Origin of the sequence: Kribbella voronezhensis (assembly GCF_004365175.1) — a bacterium.
GTDB classification, from domain to species: Bacteria; Actinomycetota; Actinomycetes; order Propionibacteriales; family Kribbellaceae; genus Kribbella; species Kribbella voronezhensis.
On sequence record NZ_SOCE01000002.1, the window covers coordinates 317,431 to 341,087 of the forward strand.

Below are 23,657 nucleotides of genomic sequence, written 5' to 3' on the forward strand. Positions count from 1 at the left end.
TGCAGCGCGGCGGCGGACCCTTGTCAGTGCTTGCGCGCCTCGGCGCTGGTACCGCGGACCTCCAGGACGCAGGGCAACAGCTCCTGGTACGTCGATGTGTCGTGCTCGCCCAGTCTTTTCAGCAGCACCCGCGTCGCCGCGGCCCCCAGTGCCGCGCCCGGCGAGGTCATCGCGGTGAGCGCCGGACTGGCCAGATCGGCGACCACCTCGGAGGTCACCATCGACACCACCGAGATGTCACCCGGTACGTCGAGTCCGCTCTCGCGTAGTTCGGTCAGGATGCCGAGCGCCGCGTTCTCGTTCATCACCAGCACGCCGGTCAGCTCGGGGGACTGCTCGCGTGCCCTCCGGATCGCCTGCCGTCCGCTGGTGGCGGTGTCGTCGCTCGGCACCATCAGGCCTTCGACACCGTGCCTGCGCACGGCCGCCTCGAACGCCGCCGCTGTGCGTCTCGCCGGGCCGTACCCGCTGGCCAGACTGGCTTCCGAATGGTTGACGTAGGCAAGCGTCCGGTGACCGAGCCCGACCAGATGCGCGACGGCGTCGTCGACCGTCTGCTCGAAGTCGATGTCGACGCAGGCCAGGCCGGCCGCGTCCTCGGTCCGGCCGATCAGCACGAACGGCGCCTGGAGTCTGCGGAGCAGGTCGACCCGGCGGTCGGTCAGCTGGACCTCCATCACCAGGAAGCCGTCGAGCAGCCGCTGGGTCGCGAGGGTCTGCAGCTCGTCGGAGTCGTCGGTGCCGACCGAGCACAGCATCAGGTGATAGCCGGCCTGTCTGGCTGCCTCGGTGGCGCCGGTGACGAACGCGGTCTCGGTCGCACCGAGTCCACGACCGGTCAACGGCAGCAGCAGTCCGACGATGTTGCTGCGCCGGCTGGCGAGCCCCCGGGCCATCGCATTGGGCTGGTAGTCGAGCTCGGCCATCGCCGCCAGCACCCGCTCGCGGGTCGCCTCGGAGATGGGCCGGGTCCCGGTCAGCACGTACGAAACCGTGCTCACGGACACCCCGGCACGCCGGGCGACATCGGTCATCGTCGCCACCGGCCCACCTCCTGTCGAAACGCTTCGTCGAAACGCTTCGACAAAAGCTAGGCCACCGACCAGAACCCGTCAAGAGGCAATCCGCCGCGGTCGCCGGGCGACCGGCCAGGCGGTGGCTCCCCGGGGTGGAATCCTGGCGAGATGGCTGCTGTCCGCCCTGCCCGGTGTCTCGATGCTCTTCGGCGTCAAACGCCAAGCCGTGGCCGCCCAGCTCGCGGAGGGGTGATCTGCACAGAACCTTCACGAGTTGTGCTCCGTTCCTGAGCAAAGGTGCTTCTAGGGTCGGAGCATGGGAAGCGAAGCGGGCCGGCGGATCCTCGTCGTCGAGGACGAACCGGTCATCAACCAGGCCGTCACCGACCGCCTGCGCGGCTCCGGCTACGACGTGGTGCAGGCCTGGGACGGCCCCGGCGCGGTCACCGTGTTCTCCGACACCGCGCCGGATCTGGTGCTGCTGGACGTGATGCTTCCCGGGTTCGACGGGCACGAGGTGTGCCGGCGGATCCAGGCCCGGCGGCCGGTCCCCGTGCTGATGCTGACTGCCCGCGACGACGAGGCGGACATCCTGGTGGGACTGGGCGTCGGAGCCGACGACTACCTGACCAAACCGTTTCGGATGCGGGAGTTGGTCGCGCGGGTCGGTGCCCTGTTGCGACGGGTCGACCGTGCCATGGAGCTTGCCACCCAGTCGAGCAGTGATCTGGGTGACTTGCGGATCGACGCTGCCGCCCGCCGGGTGTGGGTGGCCGACGCCGAGGTGCACCTGACCCCGACCGAGTTCGACCTGCTGCTCTGCCTCGCGGCCAGCCCTGGCGTCGTCCTCACCAGAGAGAACCTGTACGCCGAGGTCTGGGGCTGGCCGGGTGCCTCCGGGACACGGACGGTCGACAGCCACGTGAAGGCGCTGCGGGCCAAGATCGGCGCGGACCGCGTGCGCACGGTCCACGGCGTCGGGTACGCGCTCGAAACGGTGCCGCCCGGTGAGTAAGCCGCTGGACCTGGTCCGCTCGATCAAGGTGAAGTTGGGACTCCTGGTCGCGGTCAGCGTCACCCTTGCCTCGGTCGGCGCCGCGGTCGGTGCCGTCGGCAGCGTCCCGGTCTGGCTGAGCATCCCGGTCACCGTGGCCTTGGCTCTCGGCGTGACGCAACTGCTGGCGGCGGGCATGACGTCGCCGCTGCGGGAGATGACCGCCGCCGCCCGGGTGATGGCCCGGGGCAACTACTCCGGCCGGGTCACCGCCACGTCGAGCGACGAGGTGGGCGAACTGGCCCGGGCCTTCAACCGGATGGCCGAGGACCTGGCCGCGGTCGATCGCCAGCGCCGCGAACTCGTGGCGAACGTGAGCCACGAACTCCGTACTCCGCTGGCCGCCCTCTGTGCCGTCCTCGAGAACCTCGTCGACGGAGTCGCCGAACCGGATCCCGCCACCCTCCGGACAGCGCTCGACCAGGCCGAGCGACTCGCTGCCCTCGCCTCCGACCTGCTCGACCTGGCCAGGGTCGACGCGGGCAAGGCAGAACTGTCCGCCCAGCAGGTGCCCGTCGCCGAGTTGCTGGAGCGCGCCGTCGCCGAGGCCGAGGTCATCGGCCGCGAGGTCCGGTACGACGTGTGCGTCACACCGCCGGAACTCACAGCACAGGCCGACCCGGCGCGGCTCCACCAGTTGGTCGCCAACCTGCTCGACAACGCGTCCCGGCACAGCCCGGCCGGTGAGACCGTCCGGATCACCGCCGCGAGGACGGCGACCGGCTGGCGGCTCGAGGTGGCCGACGAGGGGCCGGGCATCCCGGTCGCCGACCGGGACCGGGTCTTCGAGCGGTTCGGGACGCTCGGCGAGGCCGAGGGTGGCGGCGGTACCGGGCTCGGTCTCGCGATCGCCCGCTGGGTGACCGACCTGCACGGCGGCACCATCCACTTCGTCGAGCCCGAGCCGCGCAGTACCGGAGCGCGGGTGCGCGTCGACCTCCCGAACCAAGCCGTCCACCAGAAAGCTGAGGAGCAAGTCATGACCAAGCCGGTCGACAGTCCCGTCCCCAAGGCGACCAGCACACCCACCCCTCCACCCCCGGCCGCCCGGGTGCCGGAGTCGGGAATGGACCTGTTGTTCGGCGCCTTCTGGCCGGACGCCCGCGTGCCGGGCAAGCTGCGCGCGGTGCTCTACAGCCTCGCGGTCGGTCTGCTGGCGGGCATCATCCTGCCGTTCCGCGACCTCGGGCTCGGCACCTTCGTCGTACTCGCGGCCGCCGGTGGCGTGATCCTGCGCTTCAGCGTCAACCGCCGGTCCCGGTTCACCCAGGCGTGTGCCGCGCTGTGTTTCCTGCTGGCGTCGACCGCCGTCTTCCGGGACGCGGGCTGGATCGTGATCCTGTGTTTCTTCGCCGGTGGTGCGGTCTGTGTGGCCGCACTGGTGAACGGACGGACGCTGCCGGCCTTCGTGCTGGCGGGTATCGCCTGGCCGCTCGCCGGTCTCCGCGGGCTTCCGTGGCTGGGCCGATCGCTGCAGGCGGTGACGGGGCTGCGGGCGAGTGCGGCCGCGTTGCGGACCGTTGTGTGGTCGGTGCTCGGTGTTCTCGTCTTCGGGCTGCTGTTCGCCTCCGCGGATGCGATCTTCGCCAAGTGGGTCGGTGCACTCGTCCCGGACCTGAAGTTCGATTCGTTCGTACTGCGTGCGTTCATCACCGTTGCGGTCGGGGGAGTGGTGCTGGCGGCAACCTACCTGGCCCTCAACCCGCCGAACGTCGAGCCGGCCGTCGGGAGCGCCCGGCCGGTCGCCCGCCGGTACGAGTGGCTGGCGCCCGTCCTGCTGGTCGACGCGGTCTTCCTCGTGTTCCTGGCCGCGCAGGCCACTGCGAGCTTCGGTGGGCACGCCTACCTCGAGCGGATCACCGGGCTGACGTACGCGGAGTACGTCCATCAGGGCTTCGGCCAACTCACGGTCGCTACTGCGCTCACACTCCTGGTGGTGTGGGCGGCTGCCCGGAAGGCACCTCGTACTACGGCCGCGGACGTGGCCTGGTTGCGCGGATCACTCGGACTGCTGTGCGTCCTGACCCTGGTAGTGGTTGCTTCAGCGCTCTATCGGATGCACGTCTACCAGCAGGCGTACGGCTTCACCCAGCTCCGCTTGCTGGTCGACGTCTTCGAAGGCTGGCTGGGACTGCTGGTGGTCGGTGTGCTGGTGGCGGGTCTGACGTTGCGGGCGAACTGGCTTCCCCGCGCGGCTTTGCTGAGTGGCGCCGGGCTGCTCCTTCTGCTGGCCGCCATCAACCCGGATGCCTGGATCGCGCAGCACAACGTGGACCGCTACGCCCAGACCGGCAAGGTGGATTGGCCTTTCCTGCAAGAGCTTTCGGATGACGCCGTGCCGGTCCTGGCGACCCTGCCGCCGGACGTCGCCGGCTGTGCCCTGCAAGGCTACAGAGTCAGCGACGACGACTGGCTGGAGTGGAACCTCGGCCGCCATCGCGCCCAGTCCACGCTGCGAGCCGCCCACAACGCCCCGGCCGCGGTCTGCCCAGCCGTCCGCTGATCGTCGATCGGTTGCTGAGGGCCCCGATGATTTCGGGGCCCTCGGCAATCATGCTTGCGTGGCCAGGACCCGCACGTCCCACGGACCGAGCGTGAGTTTGCCTTCCACCGAGGCGTCTGCCAGTACGTCGTACAGAGGCTCCTGCAGGTCGATGCCGACCGTGTCCCAGGACCAGTTGTGCACGAACTTGAGACGCCGCCCGTCGGCCGCGGTCGCTGACGTGATGCTGACGCTGGACGGCAGGTCGGTCTGCGGAGTCGGCGCGATCCAGCGGAACAACGCGACCGCGAGCGGTCCGTTGGGAACCGTGCCCACGTAGGTGATCCGGCCCTGACCATGAGCGCGGGTGGTGATCGCAGGCCAGCGCCCGAAGTGCGGATGGTCATAACTCGCCAGCACCTCTGCGCCCTCGACCTGGAGACCGTCCGCCCAGCGGGTAGCTGCGGCGTCGCCTCCGAGTCGTAGGGCGTCTCCGTGGACCCGAACATCGTGACTGAGATTGCTGAACTCGTCGTATGTCACCCCCGCTGCCGCTGCGAGTCGACCAGGTTGCGCGTCGGTTCGAGCTCGTGCTTCTTGATCGGCGTAGCCGGTGCGTGGTCCGACGACGAGGTGACCGCCGGCTTCGGCGTACGCGACCAGTTGGTCCAGCAGGGTGTTGTCGGCCAGATACAGTCCCGGTACGACGAGCACGGGGTTCTCTGCGACCAGTTCGGTGCCGGTGAACTGACTGGTGTGCAGGACACGCACCTGCAAGCCCGCCTCGAAAGCCCCACGGTAGAAGGGATCGAAGAGACCGTGGTACGAGCGTTCGTCCGGGCTGCCGTCCTGGTGGGAGAGCGCCGGGTACTTCTGCATCAGCCACTTGCTCGGCACGGAATACAGCATCGTCACGTCGCTGTCGGGTGTCAGGTCGACCACCAGCGAGCCGGCCGCCTCGAACTCCGCACCCAGTCGGGCGATCTCCTTGTACGTACGGCCGGGAATGCCGTTGTGGGGGAGTACTCCACCCCAGTACGTCTCCGCACCGAAGTGCAAGGTGTGCCAGTGCCAGTACTCGATCATCTTCGCGCCGCGCGAGACGAGGGCCCACGCCGCTTGCCGCCATTGGCCGTCGTACGCCGGCCGGTTGTCCCACGGGAAGCCGATGGACTGCGCGTTCGTCTCGGTGACGAGGTACGGGCGCTGCTGTGACGAGTACATCCGGTCCGCGCTGAGGTAGAGCGCCCACGTGCCGGTCGTGGTCCAGTTCTGTTGGACGTCAACTGGTGGTGGCTGCTGGAGCCCATCCTGCATCGCGTAGTACGGATTGCCGGCCGTCACGTCGAGCCGGCGAACCAACTCGTCGTCGGCGATCCCCGGGCGCTCGTAGGAGATGCAGGTGGTGACGAACTGGTCGGGGCGGGCGTACTCGCGGACGATGTCGGCCTGCCAGCCGATGAAGTCGGTGGTCAGGTCGGCCTGGAACTGCCGCCAGGCAACGTCGTACTGCGGTTGCACGTTGCCGTCCGGTGTCCACAGGTCGGCCCAGTCGGACAGGCGGTGGGACCAGTAGACGAGCCCCCACTCGTCGTTGAGCGTCTGCACATCGCCGTACTTGTGCCGCAGGCTGTCCACGAACCGCTGGAACACCCCGTGGTTGTGCAGAAGCTCGTTCCCCGGCTCGTTGTCGACCTGGAAACCGATCACCGCCGGGTGGTCGGCATAGCGGGCGACGATCTTCCGGATCACCCGCTCCGCGTGGAAGAGGAATCCCGGGTGGGTGTAGTCGACCTCCTGGCGGGCACCCCAGCCGATCCGTTGACCGGTCTTCCGTTCGCCCGCGATCTCGGGGTAGAGCCTGACCAGCCAGGGCGGTACGGCGTACGTCGGGGTGCCCAGCAGGACGGCGATGCCGCGGGCGTGCGCGCCGTCGAGGACGGGCTGCAGCCAGTCGAGGTCGAACCCGCCGTTCTCTGGCTCCCAGGTCGACCAGACCGACTCGCCGACCCGGATCACCGAGAAGCGAGCCGCGGCCATCAGGTCGAGATCCTGCTCGAGCCGCTCGTGCGGCTGGTATTCGTGGTAGTACGCAGCGCCGAAGAGTACACGTTCTTGCACAGCGTTTCTCCAATGATAGAAGGTGATTCAGCCCTTGACCCCGCCGGTGGACAGCCCGGACTGCCAGTACCGCTGCAGCAGCAGGAACGCGGTGATCAGCGGGATGACGGACAAGAGCGATCCGGTGACGACCGAGGACAGCAGCGCGCCGGTCGAGCCGCCACCGCCGGCGGACTGCGACGACCAGGCCGCCAGGCCGACCGTCACCGGGTAGAGCTTGGGATTGTTGAGCATGATCAGCGGCAGGAAGTAGTTGTTCCAGGTGGCCACCAGCGTGAACAGCAAGACAGTGACGAGTCCGGGGGAGAGCATCCGCAGCGCGACCTGGAAGAAGATCCGGAACTCGCTCGCGCCGTCGATCCGGGCGGCCTCGATGATGCCGTCCGGGATCGCGTCCTGAGCGTAGATGCGCATCAGGTACAGGCCGAACGGGCTGACGAGCGACGGCAGGATGATCGCCCATGGGCTGTTCACCAGCCCCACCTTGCTGAACAGCAGGTACGTCGGGATCGCCAGCGCGGTGGTCGGCACCATGATCGAGCCGAGCACCAGCGCGAACATCGCCCCGTTGCCGCGGAACCGGTACTTCGCGAAGCCGTAACCGCCGAGAGCGCACAGGAACGCCGCGCCGCCGGCACTCACGACCGAGTAGAAGACTGTGTTGAGCATCCACCGGGCGTAGACGCCACCGTCGTACGTGACGGTCTGGCGGATGTTCGACAGCAGTGAGAAGTCCTTGCTGAACCAGAGGCCGAAGCTGGAGAACAGATCCCCGGTGGTCTTCGTGGACGCCACGAACAGCCAGAACAACGGCAGCAGGAAGTACACGAACAGCGCGATCATGCCGATCATCAGGAGCTTGCTGCGACGTTCAGTCATCGCTTGCTCCTTCGATTGGTCACGAACAGGACCGTGTACGAGGCGACCACGATGACCGCGCCGAGCAGGAACGAGACCGCGGCGGCATAGTTCACCTGCTGACCGGTGAAGGCGAGCGTGTAGGCGTACAGGTTGGGGGTGTAACCGCTGTCGATGACACTCGGGGCCAACCGTTGCAGAAGGTTCGGTTCTGCGAACAGCTGGAAGCTGCCGATGACGGAGAAGATCAAGCACAGCAGGAGAGCCGGCCGGATCGCGGGGATCTTGATGCTCCACGCGGTCCGCCACGCGCCCGCGCCGTCGACGGCCGCCGCCTCGTAGAGCTCGTGCGGTACGGCGCGCAGGGCGGCGTACAGGATGATCATGTTGTAGCCGGTGAACTCCCAGGTGACGATGTTCGCCATCGAGCCGAGCATCCAGCCGTCGGAGAGGAACTTCGGCGCCGCGAGACCGAACTTGTCCGCCAGTTGCGCGACCGGGCCGAAGTCCGGCCCGTACAGGTAGCCCCACATCAGGGTGGCGACCACACTCGGTACGGCGTACGGCAGGAAGATCCCGAGCCGGAACGCCTTCGCGAACCGCAGCAGGCCGCTGTCGACAGCCAGTGCCGCGAGCAACGAAATCGCCAGCATGATCGGCACCTGGAAGGCGAAGAACTTCGCGACTCGCAGCACGCCCTGCAACAACCGCTCGTCGTGGAGCGCGGTGACGTAGTTGTCCAGGCCGGCGAAGACGGTGCCGCCGATGAGCCGGTCCTGGAACAGGCTCAGGTACGCCGCATACGCCAGCGGCAGCACCAGCAAGGCGGCGAACACCAGCATGAACGGCGCGACGAACAGGTAGCCGCTTGCGGCGGGGTCGACACCCCGCCGCGTACGGCTGGAGGCGAGCCGACTCATGGATTGACCTTGAAGCCCTGGTTCTTGGCGTACGTCGTGGTCCTCGACTGCCACTGGTCGAGGGCGGCGCCGCTGTCGGACTTGTCCGCGAACGACTTGCCGACCGTCTCGTCCCAGTCTTTCGAGGCCTGGTCGAGGAACGGCGGCCACTGGAACTTCGCGTCGACCGTGTCGCTGATAGCGGAGAACACCTGGTTGACCTGCTGTCCTCCGTAGAACGCGGGCTTCTGCTGGACGAACGAAGGATCTGCGAGGAGGGCCTTGGTCGCGGGGAACAAGAACTGCTGGGTGGCGAACATCTTGGTCGATGCCGCATCGGTGTTGAGGAACTCGGCCAGCTTGGCGGCGGCGATCGGGTTCTTCGTGCCGGACACGACCGCCGTGGTCGAACCACCCCAGTTGCCGGAGGTCTGCTTGCTCGCGTCCCACTGCGGCAGCGGGGCGGCGCGCCACTTACCACTGGTGGACTTGGCCGAACCGGACAGGAAGACCGGTCCCCAGGCAGCGGTGAGCCAGGTGGCGTACTGGCCGCGGTTGAGGGCCTGGTACCACTGGTCGGTGAAGTCGGGATCGGTCGACACCGAGCCGTCCTTGATCAGACCGTCCCAGTACGTCGCGAGCTTCTTCGACTGGTCGTTGTTCAGGTCGACCTTCACCGAGTCGGCGCCGGTGACCTCGAACGGTTTGAGCCCGGCCTGCCAGAGCAGGCCCATCCAGACGCCGCTCTGGTTCGCGGCCAGGTTCGTCATGCTGATCTTCGGATCGGCGGCGTGCAGTTTGCGGGCCGCGGTGGCGAACTCGTCCCATGTCTTCGGGACGGCGATGCCGTACTTGTCGAAGATGTCCTTGCGGTACAGCATCCCCATCGGGCCGGTGTCCTGCGGGATCGCCCAGACCTCGCCGCCGGAGCCGGTCACCTGGTTCCAGGTCCAGTCGACGAACTGCGACTTCAGCGCGTCCGCGCCGTACGGACGAAGATCCACCAGGCTCTTCGTGATCGAGAAGGTCGGCACGTACTGGAACTCGATCTGCGCCGCGTCGGGGGCACCGGTACCGGCCTTCAGTGCGGTCCGGAGCTTGGTGTACTGCGGTCCGCCCTGGCCTGCGTTGACGACGGTGACCTTGATCGCGGGGTACTTCTGCTCGAACAGCGCCACCTCCTTCTTGATGTCCGGCACCCAGGTCCAGAACGTGAGCTCGGTCGGGGTGGACATCGCCTTGTCGATGTCGGCCTGGCTGACCGCCTGGGCCTGACTCGAACTGGCGGCCGGCGAGCCGCCACCGCCACAGGCAGCGAGAGTGAGCACGGCGGCGAGAGTGACTGCGATACCGGCGCGTCGCCGGGCTTGCGGAAGACGGATCACTGCGAACAACTCCTCGGAAAGTGGCAAGGCGGTGCCTGGGCAAGGGGCATCTGCCCAGTGCCTGGGTGGCTCAGGGATGGACTGCGGTCAGTGCGAAGAGGTCAGGACGCCGTACGAGCGGTGCCGGTGGACTGACGGACGATCAGCCGGAGCGAATGTGGCTCCGAGGCGGAAGAGCGGTCGCCGGTGGGCGACTCGATCTCCGTGATGAGGTTCTGAATGCCGCGTTCGACGTGCACGTCGAAGTCCTGCGGGATGGTGGTGAGCGGCGGCGTCAGGAACGCCGCGGTCGGGATGTCGTCGAAACCGACGATGCTGACGTCGCCGGGGACCGTGCGGCCGGCCTCGGTGAGCGCGCGCAGCACACCGATGGCCATGTCGTCGTTGGCGACGAAGATCGCGGTGACCTCGTCGTTGGCCGCCAGCTCCTGACCGGCCGCGTAGCCAGAGGCGGGGAGCCAATCGCCTTGCAGGACAGGCGGTTCGGGCGCGCCGGCATCGGCCAGAGCCTGCCGCCAGCCCGCCAGCCGGTCCCGGGCGGCCCACCAGCGCTGTGGGCCGGCGACATGCCAGACGGTCCGGTGACCGAGGCCGAGCAGGTGCTCGGTCGCGGCTCGCCCGGCGCCGACCCCGTCGCCGCCGACGACGATCATCGGCCGGGCGCTCAGGCCGGGGTAGTGTCCGAAGCTGAGCACCGGGATGTCGAGTGCGATCGGCCGGCCGTCGCCCTCGTCGATCGGCTCGGACAAGATGATGCCGTCCACCCCCTGCTCGAGCAGGACGTCGACGGCGCCGGACACGCCCCCGGCGTCGCCTTCGAACGTGTTGACCATGCTGAGCGAATAGCCCGTACTGCGGAGGGCACGCTCGATCGCCACGAGTTGGGTCGAGGGACCGAACAGCGCCGTACCGAGGCAGACCACGCCGATCCGGCGGGTCCGGCCCGAGTTGAGCGCACGGGCGGCGTCGTTGCGGCGGTAGCCGAGTTCGCGCATGGCGGCCTGCACCCGGAGCCGGACCTCCTCCTTGACGTACGGCTCGTCGTTGAGCACCCGGGAGACGGTCTTCTGGGAGACACCCGCCAGCCGGGCCACATCCGTACTCCCGGGACGGCGCGCGGGCCTGCCCTCGGATGCCGGTCGCGCCTGGTCCATGGGTCCTCACCTTATGCCGGAACTGCGTCCTGACTGCGTAGTCAGAATGTGTCTACGTAGTCAGAACGTCAAGCCACGGTAATCACACTGTGACCTAAGCCACGCCGGCTATTCGGTGCGGAGGACAGGCTCCTGCGGCTCGGACAGCAGCGCGATACGGGCGCGCAGCTGCTTGGGGGTGCGGGCCAGCGAGATGGCCATCGGCACCACCAGAACGGCGGGGATGAGCAGATACCAGTGCGAGTAAACGAAGACGCCGATGAGGTCGGCTGCCGCGTAGACGGCACCAGCGATCGCCAGCAGGGGATACCGGCGCCGTACCTCTTGGAGCTGTCGCTGAGCCAGCCGCAGGGCGGCCGCCCGTACTTCGGGATCTGCTGGAGCCGGTCCCTTACGCGCTGCCCGCATCGCTGTCCGCCGATCCTCCGCAGGGATCGGCCCGAGTGCGTGCTGTTCCGTCCGCCACCTGTATTTCAGGGCCATCGCGGTGCCGAGGCCCACGATCACACCGACCGTCGCTGCCGGAAGGAGTGCCTCACGCCAACTGCCGCCGTCGATCAAGCCGACTGCGAACAGCACGGCTGTCCATGGAACCGCGGTGACGGGGAACAAGGCCCAGGTCGGCAGCGAGATCAGGCGGTTGCGCATGGGCTGAGTATCAGCCCGGGAAGGATCAGCGGGCTGGTTCTTGGGTGGGTGGGGTGGTGATCAGACGGACGGCTTCGGTGATGTGGTGGCGGAGGGTTTGGGTGTCGCTGGTGGCCTCGGGGTCGAGGGGGGTGCCGAAGGGGTTGGCTGCGGTGTAGGCCGTGGCCAGGGTCATCACGACGGTGTAGAGGAAGTCCGGCGGGAAGGCGGAGCTGGTTTTTCCATCAGCCTGGGCGGCCGTGATGCCGGCGACCTTCGAGTCGCGCGCCTGAGCGCGGGCGGCCGGCTCGGCGGCCTGTGCCTCGAGGTTCGACCAGGCGAGCAGGCGCATCACGTCCGGGTTCTGCATCGCGAAGTCGAAGACGCGGCCGGCCTGGGCGGGCAGGTCGTCGGGGGTGGGCAGCACCGCTCCCGAGTACACCCGGGAGAGGTGATTGTCGAGGACGGTGGTGAACAGCGTCTCCTTGTTCTCGAAGTAGACGTAGATCAGGTTCTTGTTGCACCCGGCCGTCTTCGCGATGCGGTCGACCCGGGCACCCGCCACGCCGTACGCGGAGAACTCCGCCATCGCCGCCTCGAGGATCCGCTCCTTGGTCGCCTCGGCCTTGCCCATCGGTGCACCCCTTCTCTCGATGCCTCAGCCTAACCATTGACTAACCGGTTAGCTGGTCCTAGGCTGCTTTTGGGTAACCAGTTAGTCAATTATCAGAAGGTGTGACATGACCTCGACTCTTCCCGGCGGCGCGCTGCGGCTCGCCGACGACCTGACCCTCGGCCGGATGGGGTACGGCGCGATGCAGTTGGCCGGCCCCGGTGTGTTCGGCCCGCCGAAGAACCACGACGAGGCGATCGCCGTACTGCGAACCGCCGTCGAGCTGGGCATCAACCACATCGACACCAGCGACTTCTACGGGCCGGTCGTCACCAACGAGCTGATCAAAGAGGCCCTGCATCCGTATCCCGACGACCTGCACATCGTCACCAAGGTCGGTGCCCGGCGCGGCGACGACGCCACCTGGATCCCGTCCCTGGAGCCCGAAGACCTGAAGGCGCAGGTCCGCGCGAACCTCGACCACCTCGGTCTGGACGTTCTCGACGTCGTCAACCTGCGCGCGCCCGGGCATGAGCAGACCACGGATGTCTCGCTGGCCAAGGAATTCACCGCACTCGCCGAATTGCAGCAGGAAGGACTGATCAGGCACCTCGGCCTGAGCGGCGTCTCCGATGTCCAGCTCACCGAGGCACAGGCGATCGCCCCGGTCGTCACTGTGCAGAACCTCTACAACGTCGCCAATCGCTCCGACGACGCTTTGGTCGACCGCTGTGCGGTCGAGGGCATCGCGTACGCGCCCTTCTTTCCGCTGGGCGGCTTCACGCCACTGCAGTCGGACACCCTCGCCAAAGTCGCCACCCGCCTCGGCGCCAGCCCGCAACAGGTAGCCCTCGCCTGGCTCCTGCACCGCTCACCGACCATCGTCCTCATCCCCGGCACCTCGTCGGTCACCCACCTCCACGAAAACTTCGCTGCCGCCTCCCTCACTCTCCCCGAAGACGCCATCACCGAACTAGATGCCATCGGCAAGTAACTGGCCACAGTTGCAACAACCTGCAAAACAAGGCGTTTGCAGCAATGTGCAATGCGGTTGGGCTATCGCGGCAGGCGCTCCGTTCATAGCTTCGAGCTGTCAACTTTCCAGCTCGAGGAGATGGCATGAAGAGTTTTCGCAAGGTCGCATCGGCGCTGGCAGTGCTGCCGCTGGCTATCGGAGGACTGGTCGCTTCGTCCGGAGCGGCTTCGGCGTCGGTAGTCGTGGGTCCGGGCCAGCGAGGGCACACGTGCAGCGGCTACAAGTACGCGGATTCCACCCACACCCGCTACTGGCAGACCTGTGCCTGGGTTGATCTCGGGCATGTGTTCTTCACGGTCGACTTCGGCAATTCCAGCAACTTCGAATGGGATCCCTGGTCGACCTACGAGGACTACATCTCGTCCGGCGTCCCCAAGACCTGCGTCGACGGGCACGAGACGAACTTCACGGTCCCCGCTCATTCGACGTCGCACACCTTGCCGGACCATTGCTGGATCCCGCGGGCGAAAGGCGCCTACGCCTCTGTCGGCAAGGTTTGGTACAACAGCTCCCAGACCAGCCCTGTGGAGCAGCACAGCCCGACCCTTCAGGTCCTGGGCTAGACGGTGAGGCCGCCACCCCGGAACATCTGGGCCGGGGTGGCGGTTGGGACGGGTGTGCATGGTGAATACAAGGTGCCCGGTGGGAAGTTGGTTGTCGCGGATCTCGACGTGGTCGGGGAGGTGGTGCGGCGGGGGCGGATCAGCGGGGACTTCTTTCTCGAGCCGGATGATGCGCTGGAGCGGATCAACGCGGCGCTGGCCGGCGTACCGGTGGGGGCTCCGGTGGCGCAGATCGCTGCCAGGGTGCGCGGTGTGCTCGGCGACGGGGTCGAGATGGTCGGGTTCTCGCCCGAGGCGGTGGCGGTCGCCGTACGGCGTGCTTTGACCGGTGCCTCGGCGTGGACCGATCACGCGTGGGAGTTCGTCCACGACGTACCACGGGAGCCGGCGCTGCAGATGGCGCTGGACGAAGTGCTGGCCGAGCAGGTCGGATCGGGGGAGCGGGCGCCGACGTTGCGGATCTGGGAGTGGGCCTCGAACGCGGTGATCATCGGCAGCTTCCAGTCGCTGGCCAACGAGGTCGACCTGGCCGGCGCCGCCAAGCACGACGTGACGGTGGTACGCCGGATCAGCGGCGGCGGCGCGATGTTCGTCGAACCCGGCAACACGATCACCTACTCGCTCTACGTGCCCGAGTCGCTGGTGTCCGGGCTGTCGTTCATCGACTCGTACGCCTTTCTCGACGACTGGGTCGTCGGCGCGCTGAACGAACTGGGCATCGCCGCGACGTACCAGCCGATCAACGACATCACCTCGCCCGCCGGCAAGATCGCGGGTGCCGCGCAGAAGCGGTTCGCGGGCGGCGCCGTCCTGCACCACGTGACGATGGCGTACGACATGGATGCCACCAAGATGCTCGAGGTACTGCGGATCGGCCGCGAGAAGATGTCCGACAAGGGCACCAAGAGCGCCAACAAGCGGGTCGATCCCTTGCGCAGCCAGACCGGTCTGGAGCGTGCCGAGGTGATCAAGCGTCTGGTCGGCACCTTCGCCAACCGCTACGGCCTCGACGACGCCACGATCGACGACGAGACGGTCGCCGAAGCGCAGCGCCGGGTCGAGTCGAAGTTCGGCACCGAGGAGTGGCTCACCAGAGTCCCCTGACCCGTACGCCGGTACGCCGGTTACCGGGAACGGGCAGCGTTCGTTGCCCGTTCGGGCAAGACCTGGTGGGTGCGGCGCGGCTACCGTTCGAGGTATGGCTGACCGGCCGCGCCGTGTCCAGGACGCCCGTGCGACCAAGCCGGTGGCCGGGCGGCACCAGCCTGCGCCCGCACCGCCGGAACACGAGCTGGCCCGGCTCCAGCGGCAGGTCGGCAACCGGGTGGTGGCCGACTTCGTCACCTCGCTGGCCGTGCAGCGGCTCAAGGAGGGTGACGGACCCTCGCACGACGTCGGTGTGATCCAGCAGCAGCTGAACCTCGTCAGTGGCGTGGCCCGGCTCGCGATCACGGGCCGGTTCGATCCGGAGACGACCGCGGCCGCGAAGGCGTTCCAGCGCAAGCTGATCGCCGAGAAGGTGGCCGGTGTCGTCGAGGACGGCATCGTCGACGGGGTCACCCACGCTCAGCTGAAGTCGCGGGCTCCGTCGGTCACGATCAGCGGGACCGACACGGTCGTCGTCGGGCCGGGCAACACCCAGGTTCCGCTCAATCCCGCGCTCGGAACGCACAAGCAGCTGCAGGCCGGTGCGAAGGGGGTGGCGGTCAAGGAGCTGCAGGACCGGCTCAACCACAGTGGCGCCACGACCGGCAAGAAGCTCGTCATCGACGGCATCTTCGGGACCAAGACCGACGCGGCGCTGAAGGAGTTCCAGACCAGCGTCAAGGTGGCCGCGAACGGCGTTGCGGACCCGGGGACCTGGGCGAAGCTGGAGACCGCGGGTGCCGCGGGCCAGGGGCACGTCGAGTTCGACTGGCGCGAGGAGGTGGAGGGGGTGAAGAACGTGGGGCTGCGCGCGGCGTACGACTGGAAGCTGTCCAAGACCGCGCTGTCGATCAGCGTCGGCATCACCTTCACCAAGAAGCAGGCCGGGGTCGACGCGAAGATCAGCCAGTGGCTGAGCGACATCAAGGAGATCTGGAGCACGTTCAAGGCCGTCAACCACAGCGACCCGAAGAAGAAGAGCATGAACCTCGACTTCAAGGCTGTTCGCGGTGGGGGCGACCATGCCGTCGACGTGTTCAGGTTCGATCCGGCGCTGCCGAAGAAGCAGCGCGGAGACAGCCGGTCGAACTCGGGCACCTGGTACACGATCGATCCGCGGCGCTCGATGGCGCCGCACGAGTTCGGTCACCTGATCGGGCTGGCCGACGAGTACAACCGGACCGAGGACCACTACGTGGCGACCACCGGTGAGGAGCCCGACGTGGCCGACCCGGCCGGCGTGGCCGCGGACGGCACGAAGCTCGCCACGAACATCAAGGCCAACCTGCCGCTGACCGACGTACTGGCTGCCCCGATCGCGGCCAGCGACGACAAGCGCTGGGGCGCGAAGCTGGCTGCCGTCGTGAACGGCGCGCTGGGGGAGAAGCAGGGTGGATTCTCCCGGTTCGTGGCGCAGCAGTACGCGAAGGCGAACGCGGGCGCGTCGGTCTACAACGACATCCAGGCGGCGTTCAACGCGAAGGCGGTCACCGGGTTCCAGGAGAACTTCCGGCTCGCGGTCACGCCGTTCCTCTATTCCAACAAGAGCCTGATGGGGACCATGGAAACCACACCGGCCAAGGGCGGCGGCGGTCTGAAGGCCGCCGACCACGAGCACCCGATCGAACCGCGGCACGTGCAGCCGTACGTGAACCTGCTGGCGCGGGAATGGACCCTGCAGACCGGTGCCGCGGACGTCTGGAAGCCGGAACGCCGATGACCGTGCGACTGACGCTCAGCAACTACGGCTCGTCGACGCTGGAGATCGGGCTGGTCGTCGACGACGACGGCCATGTCACCGGCTGGCAGACCTCAGGGTGGCGGGTCGGCCGGTTCGCCCGCGACCTGACGGCAAAGGAACGTACTGCGCTCGCGCACGCCCTGGAATCGGCCCGAGCCACCGCCGCCTCCGCAGCAGCCGCGACTGCTGAACCTGGGCCGCCGGCGGCACGGGCCTCCAGCGGATCGACCGAGCAGTTGGTTGCCGACGGTCTGCCCGACGCCACCTTCGCCTCGAACGCGAACCCGCCAACCGGGTACGAAGACCTGATCCGCGTACTACGTGCCATCCGCGAAGATCTCGCTGATTTCCCGTCGGCAGCGATCGAACTGACCGTCGCCGGTACGCCGGTCCGCGTCGCGCTCCGGCACGTCGGCGACGAGCCGATCGGCGTACGCACGGCAGGCGAGCTCCGGATCGAGGCGCTCGTCTATGACAAGGACTACCTGATCGTCGACCGGAAGCTGCAGACGGTCGAGCCGCCTGAACTGGACGGTGCTGTGTCTGCCGGGTGGGAGTTCGCGCTCGTCGGTCGGTGGTCGTTGCCCAAGGCACCCAAGGGTGGGTTCTCGAACATCACGGTGGGTCCGCTGCGGGTCGACTCCGTCGGTGACGGGGTCTTCCGGAAGACCGAGTTCAGTTGGGGGACCGAATGACCGGTGCAGGGAAGTCGATCGAGTCGGTGCTGGACGCAGTACAGGCTCCCGGCCGTACTGCGCTGCGGCTGTCCGCGTCGCCGTTGTGGGACCGGCAGCGGGCCTTCTACGACCGGGGCGCACCGGAGATCTGGGGCGGCGGCGACGTACCGCACGGCATCACCGGCAACCCGCGGATCGCGAACACCTATGCCCGGATCGCACTGGAGTTCCTCCGCACCTCAGCGGTTCCCGACACCGCCGATGCGGAGGACGTGCCGCACCTGGTCGAGTTCGGTGGTGGGACGGGGCGGTTCGCCTATCTGTTCGTCCGGCAGTTGCGGGCGCTCGCTCCCGGTCTGCGGTTCACCTACGTGGTGACCGACTTCGCGGCCGAGCGGGTGAGCGCCTGGGCCGCCCACCCGTCGTACGGGCCTCTCATCGAGGAGGGTCTGATCGATTTCGCCGTCCTCGACGCCGATCGGCCCGGTCCGCTGGAGTTGCTCGTCTCCGGCCGGACCATCGGTCCCGGATCGCTGCGCGCACCGGTGATCGGGATCGCCAACTACGTCTTCGACACCTTGCGCCACGACTGCTTCGCCATCCACGGCGGCGACCTGCTGGAGCTCAAGGTGGCAGCCGAGGAAGAGTCGATCGAGTGGGAGACCGGCCCGTGTGAGCCGATCGGTGCGGACCTCGCCGCCGTCCTCGACCACTACCGGGAGTGGCTCGACGACACCGCGGTACTCGCGCCGGTCGGCGGGATGCGCTGCCTCGAGTTCCTCGCCGGGCTGACCGCGGGATCGAGCCTCGCGATCGTGGCCGACAAGGGTCACCGCACCCGGGCGGAGCTGTGCTCCTCGGCGACTCCGGCGGTGGTGTTCCACGGCAGCGCGTTCTCGCTGATGGTCAACTTCGACCTGCTGGCCCGCTGGGTACGACGGCGTGGCGGCGTCGGCATCCTGCCCGCCGAGCCGGCGAACAGCCTGGTGGTCGGAGCCTTCGTCCAAGGCCCGATGGCCGAACCGGAGCGGTTCACCGCCTGGGTTCAGGACCAACTGGTCGATACCGGTCCGGACAACACGTTCAGCCTGCGCCCCCTCCTCGGTACGGCGGCTTCGCTCTCGCTCGAGGCGATGCTGGCGAGCCTGCGGCTGTCGCGCTGCGATCCCACCTTGCTGATCGAGTTCCTGCCGGCGTTACTGGACGTGCTCCCGGGTGCGCCTGAGGTGACCAAGCTGGAGCTGCAGCGGATCCTCGGCCAGGTCTGGGACAACTACTTCCCGATCGGCGAACCGATCGACCTGGCGCTGTGCCTGGGGTTGCTGCTGTCGGCGATCCAGCGCTTCGCCGAGGCGATCGAGTTCCTCGAGCTCTCGGTCAAGGAGCATCCCGACAGCGCACCGGCGGCGTTCTCGATGGCGATCGCGCGGCGCGGGATGCGCGATCTGCGGGCGGCCCGGGAGTCCGTGGAGCGAGCGCTCCAGCTCGAGCCCGGGTTCTCGGAGGCGCGCTCGTTGCGAGCCATGCTCGCCGAAGAGCTCGCCGGGGCGTGCTGATGTTCCGCGAGGTGCTCGGCTTCCTGGCGGCCGACGGCTGGCCGGTCGCACCGGACAGCTTCGACGGCGTTCCGTGCATCCGGACCCGGTTCATCGGCACCGACGACGCCTGGGACTGCCGGGCCCGCCCGTACGACCCGTTCGGACAGCTCGCGTTCGAGTCGGTCCTGCCGCTGACCGTCGGCCCTGAGCAACTGGACGCCGTCACCCAACTCGCCGTACGGGCGAACTGGCGGCTGCTGACCGGCGCGTTCCAGCTCGACCTCGACAGCGGCGAGCTCGTCTTCCGGACGATGGTCTTCCTGTCCGACGGGGTCGAACTGCCCGAGCCGCTGTGCCGTGGGCTTGTCTACAGCAACGTTCTGACCGTCGATCGTTGCCTGACCGAGTTCAAGGCGGCCGCCGCGGGCGACGACCCGCTCCAGGCGTACGAGCGGCTCGCGCTCTGAGCCGATTGCGCCGGCGACGACGGGGTACCTGGGCGGCAGGTGGAAAGGAGAAAGGACATGCCTGCTGGTTCGAACAAGAAGCGCGAACGGCAGTACGAGCACATCAAGGCCGGACTGAAGGAGCGTGGCCGCAGCGAGGACGTGGCTGAAGAAATCGCCGCCCGCACGGTCAACAAGGAACGCGCCCGCGCCGGCGAGGCGAAGGAGTCGAGCCGGAGCTCGACCCACGACATCTCCTCCAGCCGCCGCGGCGGCCTGCGGTCGCACAGCGGCTCGAAGGGCCGGACCAAGGCGCAGCTCTACAACGAGGCCAAGCAGAAGAACATCAAGGGCCGCTCGACCATGAACAAGGCCGAACTGGCCAAGGCGGTCGGCAGGTAGCTCGACCCCCCAGTACGCCGTACCGCCGGCCACGGCCGGCGGTACGTGCACGTTCTGCTACCTCACCACTACGCATTCACGCCTGGCGGGTGGGGACGTTCTTGACGAACGTTTTGCGCGGGTGGTGAAACACTTGCGGGTCTCCCGGCGATAGAGCCAGTGGGGAGAGGAGCTCTGACAGTGCTGGGGACCGACGTCGCACGACGGCTGATCGCGCTGCTCCGGATCGTGGAGCGGACGGCTGGTGACCACGCGGACGTGGTCACCGACGACGCGCTGCTCGACGCATGGTTCGGGCGCCGGGCGCCCGGGATCCAGCCGGAAATCCCCTGACCCGGCCGGCGCCGAACAGTAACACCGAAGTTATGCATGGAGTGCTGCGGGAGCGGCCCCGAGCATGCATCATATGAGCGTGGATCGCTCCAGCGACGTGGGCTCCCCTGGTATCGAGACCTGCCTGGAGACCGACGTGCTCAACCCCGCAGAGTTTCCGACAGCCGACGCCTTCGCGCGGCTGGCGACGGAACTGCACGACTCCGACGGCGTCACCGAGACGGTGGACGCGGTCGTGGAATTCGCCCTGCGGGCGCTGAACTGCAGTCACGCCGGCGTGATGTTCGTGGTCCGCGGTGGCCGGCCGGAGATCGCGGCGGTCAGCGATCCGGTCATCACGACCGTCTACGAGTTCCAGATCGAGGCCGGCGAGGGCCCGATGATCGATGCCCTCAGCAACGGAGTGGTCGTGCACGTGCCGGACGCGAAGCGCGATCCGCGCTGGCCGCGCTGGTCCGAACTGCTCAGCGGACTGGGGATCCACTCCGTGCTGCACCTTCCGCTGGTGGTCTCCGACCGGACCGGTGGCGTCCTCAGTGTGTACAGCACGATGCCGGACGCGTTCAGCACCGACGACGAGGCGGTCGCGCACATCCTGGCCCGGCACGCGGCGGTGGCGGTGGCCTCGGCGCGCGAAGAGGCGAACCTGGCCCAGGCGGTCGACGCCCGCAAGCTGATCGGGCAGGCGATGGGCATCTTGATGGAGCGCTTCGACCTGGACGCCGACCGGGCCTTCGAGGTGCTCCGGCGCTACTCGCAACACGGCAACATCAAGCTCCGCGAGGTCGCCCAGCAACTCGTCGACACCCGGAAACTCCCGCGCTCCTAGCACCTCGTACCGCGGTCAGGCTGGGTCAGCCGGGGCTCTTCGAGTTGTCCTTCTCGGGTTCGTTGCCCCAGCGGCCGCCGCCCTCGCCGCGCATCTCCATCGACAGCGCCATCACCGTCGCCCGCGCGATGCTGCTGATGCCGAAGTAGCCGAGGCTGTACGGCTCGATGAGCGCGCCCGCTTCCCAGTACGGAACGCGCTGGGCGCCGTACTTGACGTAACGGACCGCGGGCTCGTCACCGGCCTTCACCCGGGCGGCGCACTGGGTGCAGGACGGCACCCTGCGCGTTCCACCGCTCGACGGCGTCCATTGGATGTCGAGGACCGACGGGCCGTGCTGCGGATTGAAGAAACAAGGCGACCGGCGCTCCGGTACCGGCTGCCCCGCGACGCGGGCCCGGACGCAGGAGAGCGCGTACCGGCCTTCCGCCAGCGCGTCGACGACCGCACTGATCGCGTCGGGGGTCTGCAGGTGCGCGACCCGGCGGCCGGCGGACTCGTAGGAGTCGAGCGCGCGCTGGTAGTCGTGCCTGGTGTCCACATCGAGTTCGCGGCCGGCGACGACGAGATCGAGGCGGCCGAGTTCCTCACCGAACTCGGTGACGTCCTCGTCGGCGACCTTGCGGATCTCCGCCAGTTCAGCCGCGTCCGACCGGCGAACTGCTCGTCGGTCCCACAGATAACGCCCCGCCAAAGCGGCACCGCCGCCCCCCAGCAGGAACACCAGCCACTCCATCCACCGATGGTATCGGCGGCCTTCCCCGCGAGCACGAGGTCAGCGTGCCGCCCAGCGTGGATCGCAGGCCGCGCGGACCAGTGGCCGATCGTGATGTCGTCGAGGTACAGGAAGTTCGCCCGGGCTGCCGGAACCGACCAGATAAGCGGTGACGCTGGTGCTGCCAATTGGTGCGGTGACCTGAGCGGTCGCCTGTTGCCACGTCGACGTGAGCTCGGGCAACGCCACCTCATCGGCCTGGAGAAGGTTGCCGTTGGCATCGAGCCACTTCATCTGGACCCCGCAGAAGGTGCCGGCGCACGGGTCGTGCACCCAGTTGGCCGTCACCCGGGCCCAGAGCACGTCCCAGAACTTCTCGGAGCCTGGCCCGGGAGCGGTACGGTCACAATGAATTCGATCGGCGTCGCAGGGTGGGTCACACCGACGGCCGGCGTTCGTGGGTACCCTTGCGGGCGCCGCTTGCCGGCCGGCCGACTGGATAGGAGACGATGTCCACCGTGACCTCACGACGTACCCAGGACTCTCAGCCGCGGTCGGCGCCGACAGAGGTCGATCCGGCCGTCGCGAGCCTGAGTGTGGGCCTCGGTGGTGTGGCCGGCCGGTTCGCCCGGCTCGGTGGCTCGTGGTGGACGCCGCTGCGGATCGCGCTCGCGGTCTGCACGATCACCTTCGCGCTCGGCGTACTGCAGAAGGCGCCCTGTATGGCGAACGGCTGGGACCGGCAGGACTGGCGGCCGTTCAAGGCGCTGTGCTACTCGGACATCGGCTACCTCTACCAGGAGCGCGGCTTCGCCGAGGGCAACCGGCCGTTCCTCGACACCGGCAACTACCCGGTCCTGGAGTACCCGGTGCTCACCGGTGGGTTCATGGAGGTCGCCGCGAAGATCACCTGGCAGATCACCGGTGATCCGAAGAAGGACCTCACCCCGGAGCAGAAGCGCGACACAGCAGGCGTCTTCTTCGTCGTGAACGTCGTGCTGCTGTTTCTCTGCACGCTGCTGCTGGTCGGCCTGACCGTCGGGACCGCGCGTGGCGTCGCCTCCCGCCCCGGCGCGGCGCGCGGGCAGCCGCTCGACGCCCTGTACGTCGCGGCCGCCCCGGTGCTGGCCTTCACCTCGACGATCAACTGGGACCTGTTCGCCGTCGTTCTCACGGCCGGCGCGATGTACGCGTGGTCGCGGGGCAAACCGATCTGGTTCGGCATCCTGCTCGGGCTCGGGACGGCGGCCAAGTTCTACCCGTTCCTGCTGCTCGGCCCGCTGCTGATCGTCTGCCTCCGGGGCCGGAAGCTGTGGCCGTGGTTCCAGGCGACGGTGGCGGCGATCTTCGCGTGGGGTGTGGTGAACGCGCCGATCTACCTGCTGGCCAAGAACGAGTGGATGTCGTTCTGGGTCTTCAACGACGAACGCGAGAGCGACTACGGCTCGATCTGGTACGTGCTGAAGCTGGCCAAGCACGAGGTCACCGACGTCAACCAGCTGAACATCGTCGTCTTCGCCGGTCTGTGCCTGTCGATCGCGATCCTCGGGATGATGGCGCCGCGACCGCCCCGCTTCGCGCAACTCGCGTTTCTGGTGGTCGCCGCGTTCCTGCTGGTCAACAAGGTGTACTCACCGCAGTACGTGCTGTGGTTGTTGCCGCTGGTCGCGCTGGCCCGGCCGAGGTTGCGCGACTGGCTGATCTGGCAGGCCTGCGAGTCGTTCTACTGGATGATGGTCTGGCTGCATCTGGCGCAGTTCCTGGCGCCCGGGCAGCCGGAGGCGCCGGACAAGATCTACTGGTTCGCGGTGATCCTGCGGATGGCCGGCACACTGTGGCTGATGCTCGTGGTCAGCCGCGACATCCTGCTGCCCGAGAAGGACCCGGTCCGCCAGGGCGACCTGGTCGACGACCCCAGCGACGGCGTCGTCTCCGATCTTCCACCGCGTCAACTGGATCCTGCGCACGCCTGAGAGAAAGAGAGGCGGGGGAGGGGCCGGCAGCTGGATCCGGCCCCATGCC

General features: G+C 68.1%; 23 protein-coding genes. 13 read left to right on the top strand and 10 right to left on the bottom strand.

Annotated features, from left to right (window positions below):
• Positions 1 to 23: 23 nt before the first annotated feature.
• Positions 24 to 1,034, bottom strand: a complete 1,011-nt coding sequence (locus EV138_RS28865) for a LacI family DNA-binding transcriptional regulator (RefSeq protein ID WP_133984499.1) — start codon at positions 1,032 to 1,034, stop codon at positions 24 to 26.
• A 298-nt stretch (positions 1,035 to 1,332) separates the two neighbouring features.
• Between EV138_RS28865 and EV138_RS28870 the strand changes: the two genes are divergently transcribed.
• Positions 1,333 to 2,031 (top strand): response regulator transcription factor, encoded by a 699-nt coding sequence (locus EV138_RS28870; protein ID WP_133982597.1) that lies wholly within the window; start codon positions 1,333 to 1,335, stop codon positions 2,029 to 2,031.
• Positions 2,024 to 4,573, top strand: coding sequence for a DUF4153 domain-containing protein (locus EV138_RS28875; protein WP_133982599.1), 2,550 nt, complete (start codon positions 2,024 to 2,026; stop codon positions 4,571 to 4,573). Before EV138_RS28870 ends, EV138_RS28875 begins: the two co-directional genes overlap by 8 nt.
• Positions 4,574 to 4,621: 48 nt before the next feature.
• Here the strand turns inward: EV138_RS28875 and EV138_RS28880 are convergent, their stop codons facing one another.
• The 7 genes from EV138_RS28880 to EV138_RS28910 form a co-directional block, all read right to left on the bottom strand.
• A complete protein-coding gene (locus EV138_RS28880) occupies positions 4,622 to 6,673 on the bottom strand; it encodes a beta-galactosidase (protein ID WP_133982601.1) in 2,052 nt (683 codons plus the stop codon).
• Positions 6,674 to 6,700: 27 nt separating this feature from the next.
• Positions 6,701 to 7,552, bottom strand: coding sequence for a carbohydrate ABC transporter permease (locus EV138_RS28885; RefSeq protein WP_202866989.1), 852 nt, complete (start codon positions 7,550 to 7,552; stop codon positions 6,701 to 6,703).
• The gene (locus EV138_RS28890; RefSeq protein ID WP_133982603.1) at positions 7,549 to 8,451 is read right to left on the bottom strand and encodes a carbohydrate ABC transporter permease; all 903 of its coding nucleotides are present in this window, start codon (positions 8,449 to 8,451) and stop codon (positions 7,549 to 7,551) included. Before EV138_RS28890 ends, EV138_RS28885 begins: the two co-directional genes overlap by 4 nt.
• The gene (locus tag EV138_RS28895) at positions 8,448 to 9,815 is read right to left on the bottom strand and encodes an ABC transporter substrate-binding protein (protein ID WP_202866990.1); all 1,368 of its coding nucleotides are present in this window, start codon (positions 9,813 to 9,815) and stop codon (positions 8,448 to 8,450) included. Before EV138_RS28895 ends, EV138_RS28890 begins: the two co-directional genes overlap by 4 nt.
• Before the next feature lie 101 nt (positions 9,816 to 9,916).
• Complete coding sequence (locus EV138_RS28900; RefSeq protein WP_133982605.1) at positions 9,917 to 10,969, bottom strand: LacI family DNA-binding transcriptional regulator; 1,053 nt, start codon at positions 10,967 to 10,969, stop codon at positions 9,917 to 9,919.
• 108 nt (positions 10,970 to 11,077) lie between these two features.
• Positions 11,078 to 11,617: a hypothetical protein gene (locus EV138_RS28905; protein ID WP_133982607.1), complete on the bottom strand. Its 540-nt coding sequence runs from the start codon at positions 11,615 to 11,617 to the stop codon at positions 11,078 to 11,080.
• A 25-nt stretch (positions 11,618 to 11,642) separates the two neighbouring features.
• Positions 11,643 to 12,230 (bottom strand): TetR family transcriptional regulator, encoded by a 588-nt coding sequence (locus tag EV138_RS28910; protein WP_133982609.1) that lies wholly within the window; start codon positions 12,228 to 12,230, stop codon positions 11,643 to 11,645.
• 106 nt (positions 12,231 to 12,336) lie between these two features.
• Between EV138_RS28910 and EV138_RS28915 the strand changes: the two genes are divergently transcribed.
• The 10 genes from EV138_RS28915 to EV138_RS28955 all read left to right on the top strand — a co-directional run bounded on the left by EV138_RS28915 (position 12,337) and on the right by EV138_RS28955 (position 20,920).
• Positions 12,337 to 13,203, top strand: coding sequence for an oxidoreductase (locus tag EV138_RS28915; RefSeq protein WP_202866991.1), 867 nt, complete (start codon positions 12,337 to 12,339; stop codon positions 13,201 to 13,203).
• 125 nt (positions 13,204 to 13,328) lie between these two features.
• Positions 13,329 to 13,808 carry a hypothetical protein gene (locus tag EV138_RS28920; protein WP_133982613.1) on the top strand — a complete coding sequence of 160 codons (480 nt, stop codon included), beginning with the start codon at positions 13,329 to 13,331 and terminating at the stop codon, positions 13,806 to 13,808.
• Between the two features lie 54 nt (positions 13,809 to 13,862).
• Positions 13,863 to 14,912 (top strand): lipoate-protein ligase LplAB, encoded by a 1,050-nt coding sequence (gene lplAB / locus EV138_RS28925; RefSeq protein WP_133982615.1) that lies wholly within the window; start codon positions 13,863 to 13,865, stop codon positions 14,910 to 14,912.
• A gap of 94 nt (positions 14,913 to 15,006) precedes the next feature.
• Positions 15,007 to 16,674: a peptidoglycan-binding domain-containing protein gene (locus EV138_RS28930; protein ID WP_133982617.1), complete on the top strand. Its 1,668-nt coding sequence runs from the start codon at positions 15,007 to 15,009 to the stop codon at positions 16,672 to 16,674.
• Positions 16,671 to 17,390, top strand: a complete 720-nt coding sequence (locus EV138_RS28935) for a hypothetical protein (RefSeq protein WP_133982619.1) — start codon at positions 16,671 to 16,673, stop codon at positions 17,388 to 17,390. Before EV138_RS28930 ends, EV138_RS28935 begins: the two co-directional genes overlap by 4 nt.
• On the top strand, positions 17,387 to 18,928 hold the full coding sequence (locus EV138_RS28940) for a hypothetical protein (protein ID WP_133982621.1): 1,542 nt from the start codon (positions 17,387 to 17,389) through the stop codon (positions 18,926 to 18,928). Before EV138_RS28935 ends, EV138_RS28940 begins: the two co-directional genes overlap by 4 nt.
• Positions 18,928 to 19,377, top strand: a complete 450-nt coding sequence (locus EV138_RS28945; RefSeq protein WP_238158567.1) for a YbjN domain-containing protein — start codon at positions 18,928 to 18,930, stop codon at positions 19,375 to 19,377. Before EV138_RS28940 ends, EV138_RS28945 begins: the two co-directional genes overlap by 1 nt.
• A 57-nt stretch (positions 19,378 to 19,434) precedes the next feature.
• On the top strand, positions 19,435 to 19,758 hold the full coding sequence (locus EV138_RS28950) for a plasmid stabilization protein (protein WP_133982625.1): 324 nt from the start codon (positions 19,435 to 19,437) through the stop codon (positions 19,756 to 19,758).
• Between the two features lie 180 nt (positions 19,759 to 19,938).
• Complete coding sequence (locus EV138_RS37435; protein ID WP_157979576.1) at positions 19,939 to 20,091, top strand: hypothetical protein; 153 nt, start codon at positions 19,939 to 19,941, stop codon at positions 20,089 to 20,091.
• Between the two features lie 73 nt (positions 20,092 to 20,164).
• Entirely contained in the window at positions 20,165 to 20,920 is a 756-nt protein-coding gene (locus EV138_RS28955; protein ID WP_133982627.1) for a GAF and ANTAR domain-containing protein, read from the top strand.
• A gap of 25 nt (positions 20,921 to 20,945) precedes the next feature.
• Here EV138_RS28955 and EV138_RS28960 read toward each other — a convergent pair whose 3' ends face one another.
• Positions 20,946 to 21,656 carry a hypothetical protein gene (locus tag EV138_RS28960; protein ID WP_133982629.1) on the bottom strand — a complete coding sequence of 237 codons (711 nt, stop codon included), beginning with the start codon at positions 21,654 to 21,656 and terminating at the stop codon, positions 20,946 to 20,948.
• Positions 21,657 to 21,695: 39 nt separating this feature from the next.
• Positions 21,696 to 21,998: a hypothetical protein gene (locus EV138_RS28965; RefSeq protein ID WP_133982631.1), complete on the bottom strand. Its 303-nt coding sequence runs from the start codon at positions 21,996 to 21,998 to the stop codon at positions 21,696 to 21,698.
• Between the two features lie 146 nt (positions 21,999 to 22,144).
• Here EV138_RS28965 and EV138_RS28970 point away from each other — a divergent pair, with 146 nt between their 5' ends.
• A complete protein-coding gene (locus EV138_RS28970; protein WP_133982632.1) occupies positions 22,145 to 23,608 on the top strand; it encodes a glycosyltransferase family 87 protein in 1,464 nt (487 codons plus the stop codon).
• Positions 23,609 to 23,657: the final 49 nt, after the last annotated feature.

Excerpts from the sequence above, each read along its gene's own strand:
- EV138_RS28900 (WP_133982605.1), bottom strand. The coding sequence starts at position 10,969 with ATGGACCAGGCGCGACCGGCATCCGAGGGCAGGCCCGCGCGCCGTCCC.
- EV138_RS28955 (WP_133982627.1), top strand. The coding sequence starts at position 20,165 with ATGAGCGTGGATCGCTCCAGCGACGTGGGCTCCCCTGGTATCGAGACC.
- EV138_RS28935 (WP_133982619.1), top strand. The coding sequence starts at position 16,671 with ATGACCGTGCGACTGACGCTCAGCAACTACGGCTCGTCGACGCTGGAG.
- EV138_RS28915 (WP_202866991.1), top strand. The coding sequence starts at position 12,337 with ATGACCTCGACTCTTCCCGGCGGCGCGCTGCGGCTCGCCGACGACCTG.
- EV138_RS28960 (WP_133982629.1), bottom strand. The coding sequence starts at position 21,656 with ATGGAGTGGCTGGTGTTCCTGCTGGGGGGCGGCGGTGCCGCTTTGGCG.
- EV138_RS28865 (WP_133984499.1), bottom strand. The coding sequence starts at position 1,034 with ATGACCGATGTCGCCCGGCGTGCCGGGGTGTCCGTGAGCACGGTTTCG.
- EV138_RS28885 (WP_202866989.1), bottom strand. The coding sequence starts at position 7,552 with ATGACTGAACGTCGCAGCAAGCTCCTGATGATCGGCATGATCGCGCTG.
- EV138_RS28945 (WP_238158567.1), top strand. The coding sequence starts at position 18,928 with ATGTTCCGCGAGGTGCTCGGCTTCCTGGCGGCCGACGGCTGGCCGGTC.
- EV138_RS28940 (WP_133982621.1), top strand. The coding sequence starts at position 17,387 with ATGACCGGTGCAGGGAAGTCGATCGAGTCGGTGCTGGACGCAGTACAG.
- EV138_RS28910 (WP_133982609.1), bottom strand. The coding sequence starts at position 12,230 with ATGGGCAAGGCCGAGGCGACCAAGGAGCGGATCCTCGAGGCGGCGATG.
- EV138_RS28970 (WP_133982632.1), top strand. The coding sequence starts at position 22,145 with ATGTCCACCGTGACCTCACGACGTACCCAGGACTCTCAGCCGCGGTCG.
- EV138_RS28930 (WP_133982617.1), top strand. The coding sequence starts at position 15,007 with ATGGCTGACCGGCCGCGCCGTGTCCAGGACGCCCGTGCGACCAAGCCG.
- EV138_RS28870 (WP_133982597.1), top strand. The coding sequence starts at position 1,333 with ATGGGAAGCGAAGCGGGCCGGCGGATCCTCGTCGTCGAGGACGAACCG.
- EV138_RS28905 (WP_133982607.1), bottom strand. The coding sequence starts at position 11,617 with ATGCGCAACCGCCTGATCTCGCTGCCGACCTGGGCCTTGTTCCCCGTC.
- EV138_RS28920 (WP_133982613.1), top strand. The coding sequence starts at position 13,329 with ATGAAGAGTTTTCGCAAGGTCGCATCGGCGCTGGCAGTGCTGCCGCTG.
- EV138_RS28950 (WP_133982625.1), top strand. The coding sequence starts at position 19,435 with ATGCCTGCTGGTTCGAACAAGAAGCGCGAACGGCAGTACGAGCACATC.
- EV138_RS28890 (WP_133982603.1), bottom strand. The coding sequence starts at position 8,451 with ATGAGTCGGCTCGCCTCCAGCCGTACGCGGCGGGGTGTCGACCCCGCC.